General features: G+C 62.6%; 11 protein-coding genes. 7 read left to right on the forward strand and 4 right to left on the reverse strand.

The features are described 5' to 3' along the window. Positions 1-51: 51 nt before the first annotated feature. Both AC6I97_RS03115 and AC6I97_RS03120 read right to left on the reverse strand, forming a co-directional pair. Positions 52-471 carry a hypothetical protein gene (locus tag AC6I97_RS03115; RefSeq protein WP_224092893.1) on the reverse strand — a complete coding sequence of 140 codons (420 nt, stop codon included), beginning with the start codon at positions 469-471 and terminating at the stop codon, positions 52-54. 2 nt (positions 472-473) lie between these two features. Then, positions 474-779 carry a hypothetical protein gene (locus AC6I97_RS03120; RefSeq protein ID WP_224092895.1) on the reverse strand — a complete coding sequence of 102 codons (306 nt, stop codon included), beginning with the start codon at positions 777-779 and terminating at the stop codon, positions 474-476. Positions 780-1310: 531 nt separating this feature from the next. Between AC6I97_RS03120 and AC6I97_RS03125 the strand changes: the two genes are divergently transcribed. Together AC6I97_RS03125 and AC6I97_RS03130 are read left to right on the forward strand one after the other, a co-directional pair. After that, positions 1311-2477, forward strand: a complete 1167-nt coding sequence (locus AC6I97_RS03125; RefSeq protein WP_224093953.1) for a WD40/YVTN/BNR-like repeat-containing protein — start codon at positions 1311-1313, stop codon at positions 2475-2477. A gap of 7 nt (positions 2478-2484) precedes the next feature. Next, a complete protein-coding gene (locus AC6I97_RS03130) occupies positions 2485-2772 on the forward strand; it encodes a MoaD/ThiS family protein (RefSeq protein ID WP_216924633.1) in 288 nt (95 codons plus the stop codon). A 26-nt stretch (positions 2773-2798) separates the two neighbouring features. Here AC6I97_RS03130 and AC6I97_RS03135 read toward each other — a convergent pair whose 3' ends face one another. Further along, positions 2799-3035 (reverse strand): hypothetical protein, encoded by a 237-nt coding sequence (locus tag AC6I97_RS03135; RefSeq protein WP_224092898.1) that lies wholly within the window; start codon positions 3033-3035, stop codon positions 2799-2801. Between the two features lie 272 nt (positions 3036-3307). On the opposite strand from AC6I97_RS03135, the gene AC6I97_RS03140 reads away from it, so the two are divergent. Beyond that, the gene (locus AC6I97_RS03140; protein WP_224165819.1) at positions 3308-6049 is read left to right on the forward strand and encodes an FG-GAP repeat domain-containing protein; all 2742 of its coding nucleotides are present in this window, start codon (positions 3308-3310) and stop codon (positions 6047-6049) included. Positions 6050-6170: 121 nt separating this feature from the next. On the opposite strand, the gene AC6I97_RS03145 is transcribed toward AC6I97_RS03140, so the two are convergent. Beyond that, complete coding sequence (locus AC6I97_RS03145; protein WP_497944030.1) at positions 6171-7493, reverse strand: MFS transporter; 1323 nt, start codon at positions 7491-7493, stop codon at positions 6171-6173. Between the two features lie 201 nt (positions 7494-7694). On the opposite strand from AC6I97_RS03145, the gene AC6I97_RS03150 reads away from it, so the two are divergent. The 4 genes from AC6I97_RS03150 to pcaH all read left to right on the forward strand — a co-directional run bounded on the left by AC6I97_RS03150 (position 7695) and on the right by pcaH (position 12381). Beyond that, positions 7695-8465 carry an IclR family transcriptional regulator gene (locus AC6I97_RS03150; RefSeq protein WP_224165817.1) on the forward strand — a complete coding sequence of 257 codons (771 nt, stop codon included), beginning with the start codon at positions 7695-7697 and terminating at the stop codon, positions 8463-8465. 202 nt (positions 8466-8667) lie between these two features. Beyond that, positions 8668-9585 carry a shikimate dehydrogenase gene (locus AC6I97_RS03155; protein ID WP_497944031.1) on the forward strand — a complete coding sequence of 306 codons (918 nt, stop codon included), beginning with the start codon at positions 8668-8670 and terminating at the stop codon, positions 9583-9585. Beyond that, positions 9585-11456 carry a bifunctional sugar phosphate isomerase/epimerase/4-hydroxyphenylpyruvate dioxygenase family protein gene (locus tag AC6I97_RS03160; protein ID WP_497944032.1) on the forward strand — a complete coding sequence of 624 codons (1872 nt, stop codon included), beginning with the start codon at positions 9585-9587 and terminating at the stop codon, positions 11454-11456. The genes AC6I97_RS03155 and AC6I97_RS03160 overlap by 1 nt, the downstream gene beginning before the upstream one ends. Before the next feature lie 40 nt (positions 11457-11496). Continuing rightward, positions 11497-12381 (forward strand): protocatechuate 3,4-dioxygenase subunit beta, encoded by an 885-nt coding sequence (pcaH, locus tag AC6I97_RS03165; protein ID WP_224165814.1) that lies wholly within the window; start codon positions 11497-11499, stop codon positions 12379-12381.

A 12381-nucleotide genomic window follows, 5' to 3' on the forward strand; every position in this document is an offset into this window, starting at 1 on the left:
CGCCGAAGGGTGGCTGCCTACGTCAAACGGATTCGTCTATCTGTACCTATCCTACGGTGCGGCTTTGCCGACTGTGCGTTGACTGATGACAGTCGTGCCGTCTTCAGCGTAGAGCTTCAAGACGCGGCCAGCGCCGTCCTTCCGAGCATTCTGCATCTGAATGGCTTCTTCCGGCGACTTAGGTGTTCCCTGATCCAGATCAGCCTTCTTTAGATAGCCGATCTTTCCGTCGTCCCCGACGGATCTGATGAGATCTGGTTCGTCGGCCGGTGTCCGCGCCTCCATTGCGGACCCGTAGGTCTCACCTCGCGCGTTCTTGGGGAAGTCCACCTTGTCTCCTTGTTCAATTTGGACAGTCGGTGCCCCGGCATTTGCCGTGGTGATGGCAAACCCGACAACACCGCCGATTGCAATAGCGATGGTAGTGGCCGCGACGCCAAAGGCCTTGCGATGCTGAGTAAATGATTTCATGCCTAGAGTCCCCCGTAGGCTGCCGGTGTCCAGTGAGTGTAGTAGTAGTTGTAGCCGTTGCCGTTCCAGGCACCGACGACTCCATAGGACTGGTAGGCCCCATAGCCGCATGAAAGCCACACACCGTTATCAAGCTGGTGGGCGACTATGTCGTTGTAAACATCCCACCCCTCATCGCAGAAGTTTCCACCAATAAAGGCACGGCCGCGTGCATAAATCCAGCCGACGGGGACGTCACCTCCTTGGGCGTAAATAAAGGATGCCGCCTTCCCGCGACCGCCGTCCCACGTGGTATCAAGCGCGGCCAACGTTTGGTATGTCCTCCCACCGGTCGAGAACTGGCCGATTAGACTCTGCGTATTCGTGGCGTATGCGGCGCCCGCACCGAATCCGAGCGTGCCCCCCAGCAGGACAGCTATCACAGAAGCTTTTGTGAAAGCCTTCAATCCGCGTTTTGGGCGCTGACCTACACCTTGAGATTTTCGTGCTGAATCAATAGTCATGTGTTACCCGTTCCCCCCGAACAGTCGAACTAGGGATTGCGCAAATATACTCACGAACTCACCAACTGATGGTGTAGCCATAGTTCTTAATGGAAGTGGCCCTATCGCTCATGCTGTCTAGCCTTTTCATCTGTTTCCCCAATCTAAAGTGACCCAGTTCAGTGGCGCGCTTGCCAGCGAACAGAAGGGTTGCCCGGTTGAAACACACCTTCACGAATATCTAGTGCGCGGAGCGCCGAAACGTGACGCGAGTCTCGTCTATGGTCGGCTTCAAACCAGGGCGGTTATCCACATGCTCCAAGGAACCCGTTGCCACCCATGCGCCCTGATGGTTCGATGGGGTTCATGGCTACCGCAGATACCGCAGAAAGTTATGTCCTGGCGATTGGGACCAAGAAGGGTTTGTGGCTGGCAACCAGCCCGGATCGCAAGGAGTGGTCCCTCTCCGGCCCGCACTTCCTGATGAGCGAGATCCCCAGCATCGGGATAGACACCAGGGACGGCAAGACCAGGATCATGGTGGGGGTGCGTTCGGAGCACTGGGGACCCACCGTCGCCCATTCCGATGACCTGGGCGCCACCTGGACCGAGCCCGAGCAGGGCGCCATCAAGTTCCCGGACGGTGCAGACGCTGCCTTGGAACGCATCTGGCAGATCTACCCGGACACCGAGTCCCGCCCTGGCGTGGTCTGGGCCGGGTGCGAACCGATTTCAGTGTGGAAATCAACCGACGGCGGCGAGCACTTTGAGTTGAACCGCGGGCTCTGGGACCACCCCCACCGCAGCGAGTGGGGTGCGGGGTACGGTGGCGCGGCGGCCCACTCGATCGTGGTGGATCCGTCCGGCGAGAAGGTCCATGTAGCTATGAGCACGGGCGGCGTTTACAGATCGCTCGACGGCGGGACCTCCTGGGAGCCCCGCAACAAGGGAATCTCGGCCTACTTCATGCCTGATCCCAATCCCGAGTTTGGCCAGTGCGTTCACAAGATTGCTGCGGATGCCGCCGTCGAGGGCCGTTTGTACGCGCAGAACCACCATGGCGTGTACCGCACGGACGATGACGGCGAGAACTGGAACTCCATCGCAGAGGGACTGCCCGCGGATTTTGGTTTCGTGATGCTGACCCATCCCCGGCGCGAGGGCACAGCCTGGGTCATCCCACTGAAGGCCGACGGCGAACGCATCCCACCGGACGGCAAGCTCAGCGTGCACCGCACCGAGGATGCCGGCGGAACGTGGAGAGAGCTTCACACCGGTCTGCCGGACCACGAATACAACGCTGTGCTTCGCGATGCCGCATCCGTGGACACTGCCGAACCGACTGGCGTGTACTTCGGAACCCGCGGCGGGGATGTCTACGCCAGCGCCGACGAGGGCGAGACCTTTACTGAAGTGGCCTCGCACTTGCCGGACGTACTGTGCGTGCGTGCCGCCGTCGTCGTGGTTGGAAGCCGCAGTGGCGGGGCGCGGGAAGAATCAGCCAGCGCTCCGGTGCCTGGTTAGGCCCGTTGTGGCTGACTTTACGGTGGTGTTGCCGGGTGTCCTGCAGCCACTCGTCGGCGGACAGTCCTATCTGACTGCGTCCGCCGACGGGGCTGTGACCGTTGGACAGTTGCTGGACTCGGTAACCGGAGAATATCCGGTTCTGGCCAGGCGTTTGCGTGATGAAACCGGTGCCCTCCGCCGTTTCGTGAATATTTACGTGAACGGCGATGAGGTCCGGCGTCTGAAAGGTCTTGATACGGAGGTTGCGGCCGGTCAGGAGGTCTTGATTATCCAGTCCGTGGCCGGCGGCTAAGCGGGTATTTGGGGTCAAGCCGGGGTTCAGGCGACGCGCCAAACACTGCATTCGTCGGTATTAATGGCTTTCCTCATCCCGGAGACGTGGTCCATGATCCAGACGACGCCGATTCCAGGCGCTGTTTCCTGGACCCGTCCGCGGCGGATGACCACGTCATCGTAAGCGGGACCAACGGACATGCGGGCCTCGATCTCGTCTCCGCGGTGGAGCTGGCTGATCGCGCGTATACGTTTTGTGTGAGTAGTGACTTCCTTCAGCATGGTGTCCTCCTGAACTGGAGCTGGTGCCTGCACTTGCCGGCTATTCCAGTGTGGCGGGGCATTGTTGCCGGAGTATTTCGGCGTGGTTAGGGTCCGGTTAGCATTCCGGGATGCTTGCGTTTCGGGTGACGTCCGACGGCGATAGGTGCAACCGGCGGCAGGACTCACCTTCGCTTTGTGGCTGCTTCCGCGGACCCGCGCGGGCGCGACGGTAACCTGAACACGGTTCTTGAGACTCACAGGAACCACAGACTCCGTCCCCGGGAGATTTGATGGGTTTTTTGCGACGTGCAATCGCGGTGTCCACAGGCTTGGTGGTTTTCGCCACCGGCCTGTTTTTCGTCCAGGCCCCTGCTTCGGCAGTGCCGGAACCCACACCGGATAATCCGAACGTACGGTTCTTTGAGGGGACACCGCATTCGGAGCACGTCTTTGAGACGCCACCCGGACAGGCGCCATCCAGCAGTGGCGAGATCACCGACGTCGAATCCCTTCTCGGCGAGGGGGCAGCAGCAACCAGCCCCAATGGCGATATCCGGGTTCGATTGGTCACGGCCAAACTTGCCGATAACACCAACCCGGTCTCCATGTCAGCGGCCGAGCAGACTGTTGGGGCCACCAGCAGCTACTGGAAAGCCATGACGGACAACAAGCTGTCCATGACAGTGGACAGCAAGGTCTCCGGATTCCAATCCAAAGCCAAGTCGACCGACAGCTACAGCACCATCATGTCCACCATCACCAGCGAGTTGAAATGGACGGCAAGCCCCTACACGGCGCTGGTGATCTTTATTCCGACGTCCACGCTTTCCGGGAATGCCCTGGGCGTCGGCTACAGCAGTGGCAGCTACAGCGGGCGGGTGCTGATGCCGCAAATCAGCAAGTTCTCCAACAACGTCATGAGCCACGAGTTCGGGCACGTGATCGGACTAATGCACGCCGATGCGTTGCAGTGCTATAGCGGCGCATCCGACGTCGGCGTGGATAGCACCGGGCGGTTCACAGACAGCTCCTGCTACATCCGTGAATACGGAGACACCACGGACCTCATGGGCGCGGCACAGTACGCCCAACCGGTGGTGAGCTCCAGCTTCTGGGACTACGCAGGGCTGGGCCGCGGCGACGAAATCCGCGATGTCGGGGTGGCCACCGGCGTCAAAAGCTACACGCTCAAGCCATGGGGTGGCGCGGACGCGCAGCGCGCCATCAAGTTCACGGACCCGGTCAGCAAAGAGGTGTACTACCTGGAACTCAGGCAGCCGGTGGGGTACGACAGCTACCTTGGGGACGAGGGCAGGCCAGCCGGCAACAGGGGAGTCAAGATCGTCCAGCGCGGCGGCGCTACCATCGCGTCTTCGCTGATCCTCATGCCATCCACCATCCCGTTCCAGGAGCAGTACTACGCCACGAATCACGCGTGGCAAGCCGGCAGCACCTTCACCACGTACACGGGCACCCAGGTCACCATCAACTCTGTCTCCACAACCTCGGCGACCGTAACCATCAACGCCGATCCCAAACTCAAGGCACGCATGCGTTTCTCTGCGGGCGACTTCGACGGCGACAAGCTGGCCGACGTCATCTCGCGCGAAGCCGACGGGTCCTTGCTCTTGTTCAGGGGCCTCCCTGGAAACCGGCTTGATGATTCCGTGCAGATCGGCTCGGGCTGGGGCATTTTCAACGCCGTGCTGGGGACCTCGGACTTCAACGGTGACGGCTTCGCGGACATCCTTGCCCGAACCAGCGACGGCGCATTGTGGCTTTATCCCGGCAACGGCAAGGGCGGATTCCTGTCCCGGAGCCAGATCGGATTTGGTTGGCAGGGCTTCACGCAGTTGGTCGCGGCGGGGGACTTCAACGCCGATGGCCGGAGCGACCTGATCGCCGCCGGTGGGGATGGGCGCCTGTGGTTGTATCCAGGCAATGGCACAGGTGGTTTCCTCGCCCAAACGCAGATCGGCCAGGGCTGGGATTCCTTCAGCAGCCTCGCAGCATCAGGTTCGTTCGGCGGCGGTGCCCCGGGTTTGCTGGCGCGGGCCAGCGACGGCACGCTCTACGTCTACCCCGGCGATGGTAAGGGCGGCTTCCTGCCGCGTGCCGCCGTCGGAACTGGCTGGAACGGGGTAGGTGACATCGTTGGCGGCCGGGACTTCACAGGTGACAAGCGGGTGGACGTCCTGACCGCTGCAGCGGGCGGGGGCATGACCCTCTATCCAGGTGACGGCATTGGCTTCGCGGATCGGCTTGCGATCGGGACCGGATGGAACCAGTTCCGTCAGGTTTGGGAAGCAGGCGATTTCGACGGCGATGCTGCCGCCGACATCCTGGCGCGCGGAACCGACGGCGCGTTGTGGCTTTACCCGGGCAACGGATCGGGCAGCTTCCTTCCGCGTGTTCAAGTCGGGTGGGGCTGGGGCCAGTTCACGTCCGTGCTGAGTGCGGGAGATTTCGACGGCGATTCGCACCCCGATCTTGTGGCCCGGGCTTCCGACGGGACACTGTGGCTTTACCCGACGGACGGCACGGGACAGTTCCTGGCACGTAAACAGATCGGCACCGGATGGCAAGGCTTCGAGCAGTTGCTGGCCCCGGGCGATTTCACGGGTGACGGAAAGCCGGACATCGTTGCCCAATCCGGCGACGGCGTGTTGTGGGTCTACCCCGGCAATGGCTCCGGAGGCTTCCTTGCCCGCAAGCAGATCGGCACCGGGTGGGACATGTTCAACCTGGTCCTGCAGGCCGGTGACTTCAACGGCGACGGCAGGGAAGATCTCCTTGGCCGAACCGGTGACGGCGGGCTTTGGCTCTATCCGGGCAACGGCTCTGGCGGCTTCCTTGCGCGCTCCAACCTCGGTTCAGGGTGGAACATGTTCTCCAGCATCGCTGCCCTCGGCAACGGATTTACGGGTACTGGGGACCCCTCCGTGGTGGGAGTTGCCGGGGACGGCACGTTGCTGATGTACTCCGGAACGGGTGCCGGGAAGTTCATGCCAGTGGTGCTGAATCCGCGGTAGGTCCTGCCGGCGTCGGCGACACCAGTTCGCTGGAAATGCGCGAAAATCGCCGGGAAACTTCCAGCGGAACTGGAGGTTTTCCGGCGATTTCAGCGCGGGCGCCCCTTCCGCGAGGCGGGCCTTACTTGTGCAAGCCGAGTTCCGCCGTCGGGACCTTTGCTGACTCGCGGGCCGTCATGGCCGAGACCGCTGCGATCACGCAGATGACTGCCGTGAAGATGGAGATCTGGACCCAGCCACCAGGCTTGGTGCCGCCCAGGGCCGTGACGATGGTCGGAGCAAAGCCTGCCATGAGGAAGCCGAGCTGCGTGCCGATGGCCAGGCCGGAGAAGCGGACCTTGGTGCTGAACATTTCGCCGTAGAAGGACGGCCATACGGCGTTGGCGGCTGCGTAGCCGAAGGAGAAGAACACAACGGACACCAGGAACATCAGCGGGACGTTGCCGGATTCGAGGGTCAGCAGGAACACCGGGGTCATGATGGCGCTGGCTACGGCACCGTAGATGAAGACGGGCTTCCGGCCGATCTTGTCGGCGAGCATGCCGAAGAGCGGCTGGGTACCGAGGGCCACAATGTTGGCCACTACAACGAGCCACAAGGTGATGGTGCCGCTGACGTGGGCCACGTCCTGGGCGTACTTGATGGCCAGGGTTCCAAAGACCGTGCTCACGGCGGCGATGAAGGCGCAGCACACAACCCGGAGGACGTCGCGCCAGTGCAGCTTGAGGAGGTCGGCGACGGGCAGCTTGGCGATCTGGTTGTTCTTCTTGGCCTCTGCGAATGCCGGCGGCTCGTGCAGGGTGCGTCGGATGAAGTAGGCCACGATGACAACTACTGCACTGAGCCAGAACGGGATGCGCCAGCCGATGCCGTACTTGACCTCGTCCGGGAGCGCGAGAACTGGAATGAACACCAGGGCTGCAAGGATCTGGCCACCCTGGGTGCCGGTCAACGTCCACGAGGTGAAGAACGAGCGGCGGTTGTCCGGAGCGTGCTCCAGCGTCATTGAGGAGGCACCGGCCTGCTCGCCGGCAGCCGAAAGACCTTGGGCGAGGCGGGCGAGTACCAGCAGGACGGGAGCCCACCAGCCGATGGTCTTGAAGTCCGGGAGGCAGCCGATCACGAAGGTGGCGGCGCCCATCAGGACCAGTGTGAACATGAGGACCTTCTGCCGGCCGATCCTGTCGCCGAAGTGCCCCAGGATGACGGCGCCTACAGGACGGGCAACATAGGCGAAGCCGAAGGTCGCGAAGGACATGATGGCTGCGTTGGTGTCCGCGTCCGGGAAGAACACGTGCGGAAAGATCAAGGCGGCGGCGGAGCCGAAGATGAAGAAGTCGTAGTACTCCACAGCGCTTCCCAGGAAGCTGGCGAGTGCGGCTTTCTTGGGGGTTCCTGCTGGCGTAACTGTGCCTGGCGTCGCTGACGGCATTGTGTGGCTCATGGTGTTCCTTCTGTGACGACGATGTCGCGGATCTAGCTTCTGCGGGAAGACCAGAGCGAGGTGCGGCCGGATCAATCCCAAAGTAACCACATGGTGAGAGCTACTTGTGCAATACAGCAATAGTGGCCGTGATTGGGGTCACTTGTCAAGACTTGTCCCCACTATCTAGAAATAGCTCTCACGATGTGAGAGCATCTAAGCATGAGTGTGAAAGAGGACACAAAGACCGACATGGTCGGCAAGGCCCTGGGCCTGTTGGTATTGCTGGGGAATGAGCCCAAGGGTGCGAGCGCCGCGGATCTGGCCAGGAGTGCGGGACTTCCGTTCAGCACGACGTACCGGCTGCTCGGTTCGCTGACGCGCGACGGATTTGTGGATTACGAGCCCGACGGACGTCGGTATCATCTGGGATTGCGGGTCTTCCAGCTGGGCCAGCGGGTTTCCAACCACCACGGTTTCGCGGCAACGGCCCTTCCTGTGCTCCAGCGCGTTACGGAGCGGACCGAGGAAGCAACCATCCTCTCGGTGCGCGACGGAAACCACCATCTGACCGTCAATAAGGTGGACGGCCCCAAGACCTTCCGCGTCACCAGCGATCCTGGCCATCTTGGTGCGCTGCACACGACGTCCGTGGGTAAGGCGATAGTCGCTTTTGAGAACGACGCCGAACGCGAACGACTGCTCGAAGAGTTGCCTTTGGAGCCTCTCACTGAACGCTCCATTACCGATCGGGCTGCATTCCGGGCGGAGATCGAGCAAGTGCGCCGGCAGGGCTACGCGGTCATGGACGAAGAAAACGAGATCGGCATGCGCGCGGTCGCGGTACCGGTCCTCAACTCCCAAGGCCACGCCTTTGCGTCCCTCGCCACGGCCGTTCCGGTATTTCGTCTCACCATGGATGAGCTCATTGCCCACGTCCCCACTTTGCAGGAAGCCGCGGCTGAACTCGCGGCCCGCCTGCCCCAGCGTTAGCCCAGCTAGGTCGCACTTAAGCGCGTTTTGAGGCCGCTAAACGCGCACAACTGCGACTCGGTTGGGTCAGCACATCGCGTTTGTTCGCGATAAGAACAAGCGTGCGGAATATGAACACTTGTAGTAATCTGGAAGACACCCGGGCAGTTGGCGCCCCAGAAAGTGCCAAAAGCAGGGGTGCTGAAGTCAAAGGAGCTTTAGGATGAGCAACCGAGCCGAGTCCGTTCTGGTGGGCCTGATTGGCGAAGGCGTCATGCCGTCGCTGACTCCGCCCATGCACGAACGCGAAGCCGATGTGCAGGGCCTTCGCTTGCTGTACCGCCCCATCGACCTGCTGGAGCTGGCTTTGCCGGCCACCGCCGTCGGGGATCTCCTCACCGCGGCCCAGCGCATGGGCTTCAACGGACTGAACATCACGCACCCGTGCAAGCAGCTGGTCCTTGAGCACCTTGACGAAATTTCCGACGACGCCCGTCGCCTGGGTGCCGTCAATACAGTCCTCATCCAGGACGGCCGGTTCATCGGCCACAACACCGACTTTTCAGGTTTCGGCTCGGCTCTCGCCGACGGACTCCCCGGTGCGAAGCTGGAGCGCGTGGTCCAGCTGGGTGCGGGCGGTGCGGGTTCCGCCGTCGCCTACGCCCTGCTCACCGCAGGGGTCGGCACCCTGGACCTGGTGGACATGGACCCGGCGCGGGCCGCAGAGCGCGCCGCCGAACTTGGCGAACTCTTCCCGGCCGCCACGGTCACGCCTCGGAGCACAGAAGAGCTCCCGCAGATCATGCCCCTCGCCGACGGTTTGGTTCACTGCACCCCGATCGGCATGGCCGCCCACCCCGGGCTGCCGCTGGACATCGACCTCCTGGAACCGCGGCACTGGGTTGCGGACATCGTCTACCGCCCCATCGAGACGCAGCTGGTCCGCGAAGCGCGCGCCAAGGGCTGCAAGGTTCTCGACGGCGGACGCATGGCGGTCGGTCAGGCTGCCGACGCCTTCCGGCTCTTCACGGGCCACGACGCCGATCGCAACCGAATGCGGGCCCACTTCCTTGAGCTGATCGCCGTCGAGGATGCGCTTGCCGCCACCGAAGCCCCGGCTCTGGCAAGGGCGGGTCACTGATGCGCACCGGAATCGCAACGGTCTGCCTGTCCGGCACGCTGAAAGAAAAGATGCAGGCCTGCGCCATCGCGGGCTTCGACGGCATCGAAATCTTCGAGCAGGACCTCGTCACTTCGCCCCTGAGTCCCGAGGAAGTACGGAAAATGGCTGCGGATCTTGGCCTCGGCTTGGATCTGTACCAGCCCTTCCGCGATTTCGACGGCGTCACTCCGGACCTGCTGAAGGCCAACCTCAAGCGGGCCGAGGCCAAGTTCAACCTGATGGAACGCCTGGGTATGGACACCATCCTGGTCTGCTCCAACGTCGCTACTGCAACGATCGACGACGACGAACTCCGCGCCTCCCAGCTAGCGGAACTCGCGGAATTGGCCGGGGATCACGGCGTCAAAGTTGCCTACGAAGCCCTGGCCTGGGGAAAGTACGTGAACGACTACGAGCACGCGTACCGTCTGGTCGAGATGGTGGACCACCCCAACCTCGGAACGTGCCTGGACTCGTTCCACATCCTTTCCCGCGACTGGGACACAGCGCCGATCGAGCAGATCAACGCGGACAAGATTTTCTTCGTCCAAGTTGCCGACGCCCCCAAGCTCTCCATGGACGTACTCTCTTGGAGCCGGCACTATCGGGTGTTCCCGGGCGAGGGGCAGTTCGAGCTCGCCAAGTTCATGGGCCACGTGGTCCGGGCCGGCTACACGGGCCCGGTTTCCCTTGAGGTCTTCAACGATGTTTTCCGTCAGTCGGACACCGAGCGGACGGCCGTCGATGCCATGCGCTCCCTGATCTGGCTGGAGGAGCAGAGCGCCAAGTGGCTGGCGGGCACCTCCGCGGACGGCGAGTCGATCAACGGTGGCGCCTCCCGGCGTCGTTATCCCATGGAACTGGCAACACTGCCCAAGGTGAACGAGCCCGCCGGCTTCAACTTCGCCGAGGTCAAAGCCGACGACACCGCGCAGCTCGAGAAGCTCCTTGGCCAGCTCGGCTTCGAATTCGAGGGTCGCCACCGCACCAAAGACGTCCAGCTGTGGACCATGGGCCAGGCTCGCGTAATCATCAACGAGCAAGCGGCGTCGCACTCGGAACCAGCTATCGCCGCTTTGGGGTTCGACGTCGACTCTCCAGTGATTGCCTCCGCTCGCGCCCAGCAACTCAAGGCGCCGGTGGTTGCCCGCAAAGTCCAAGCCGATGAGGAAGTCTTCCAAGGCATCTCCGCGCCGGACTCCACCGAAATCTTCCTCTGCCAGGGCAGCCCGGATGGGACCGCTGCGTGGACGCATGAGTTCGGCGAGGGGCTGGAGCACTCCGCAGCGCCGCGGAACGCTGTGATTGATCACGTGAACCTCGCCCAGCCCTGGCAGCACTTCGACGAAGCCGTTCTCTTCTACACCAGCGCCCTGGCATTGGAGCCACAGCCCTTCGCCGAGGTCCCAAGCCCCAGCGGCCTGGTGCGCTCGCAGGTCATGGAAACCAGCAATGGCGCGGTAAGGCTGGTCCTGAATCTCGCACCGGCGCAGCAGGCCCAGAGTGCACGCAAGACCTACCAGGAACATATCGCCTTCGCCGTGGGAGACCTCGTGGCAACGGCCCGTTCCGCACGCGATCGTGGCCTTGAATTCCTGGAGATTCCGGCCAACTACTACGAGGACCTGGACGCCCGTTTCGACCTCGAACCCGGCTTCCTGGCAACCCTCAAGGAGCTCAACCTCCTTTACGACCGGGACGCCAACGGAGAATTCCTCCACTTCTACACCGCCACGGTTGGCAGTGTGTTCTTCGAAATGGTGGAACGCCGCGGCAACTACGACGGCTATGGAGCGCCCAATGCACCGGTTCGCCACGCCGTCCAATACGACTCGCTACACCGGTCATAAACCCTGAAGCAACAATCCAACCCATCGAAAGGAGCCGGCTGTGCCGCAAGAACAGACTGCACAAGTCAACTCTGCACAAGCGCTCGAATCCGAGGAGCTCGTGCCTCCCGCTGAGGCACATGCAGCGCATGATTCCAGGAAAGTGGAAACCCAGGCGGATCTCAGTGCTGAGATGAAGGGCATCGGGGACCGCTATGCGGAGGCCCTGAAGAACGGAAAGGCGCCGGAGACCATGCCGCGCCTGGACTACGCACCGTACCGCAGCAGCATCCTGCGGCACCCGACGAAGAACCTCCACCACGCGGACCCGGAAACCATCGAGCTCTACTCGCCCGCGTTCGGCCACCAGGATGTGCACGCGCTGGAATCGGACCTGACCATCCAGCACAACGGCGAGCCGCAGGGTGAGCGCATCATCGTCGCTGGCCGCGTCCTGGACGGCGACGGCCGCCCGGTCGCCGGTCAGCTCGTGGAGATCTGGCAGGCCAACGCAGCCGGCCGCTACATCCACAAGCGTGATCAGCACCCCGCCCCGCTGGACCCCAACTTCACCGGCGTCGGCCGTTGCATCACTGGCGATGACGGCTCGTACAGCTTCACCACGATCAAACCCGGCGCTTACCCGTGGAAGAACCACCTGAACGCCTGGCGCCCGGCCCACATCCACTTCTCCATGTTCGGCTCGGAGTTCACGCAACGCATCGTCACCCAGATGTACTTCCCGGGCGATCAGCTCTTCCCGCTGGATCCCATCTACCAGTCGATCGTGGACCAGGACGCCCGCGACCGCCTCGTGGCACAGTACGACCATGAGCTCACCAGTCCCGAATGGGCCCTCGGCTACAAGTGGGACATCATCCTGACCGGCTCCAAGCGGACCTGGACGGAAAACGAAGCATTCGGCGACGCCGGGGACGAGGAGTAA

It is taken from the genome of Arthrobacter sp. TmtSoilC48, from assembly GCF_059739425.1.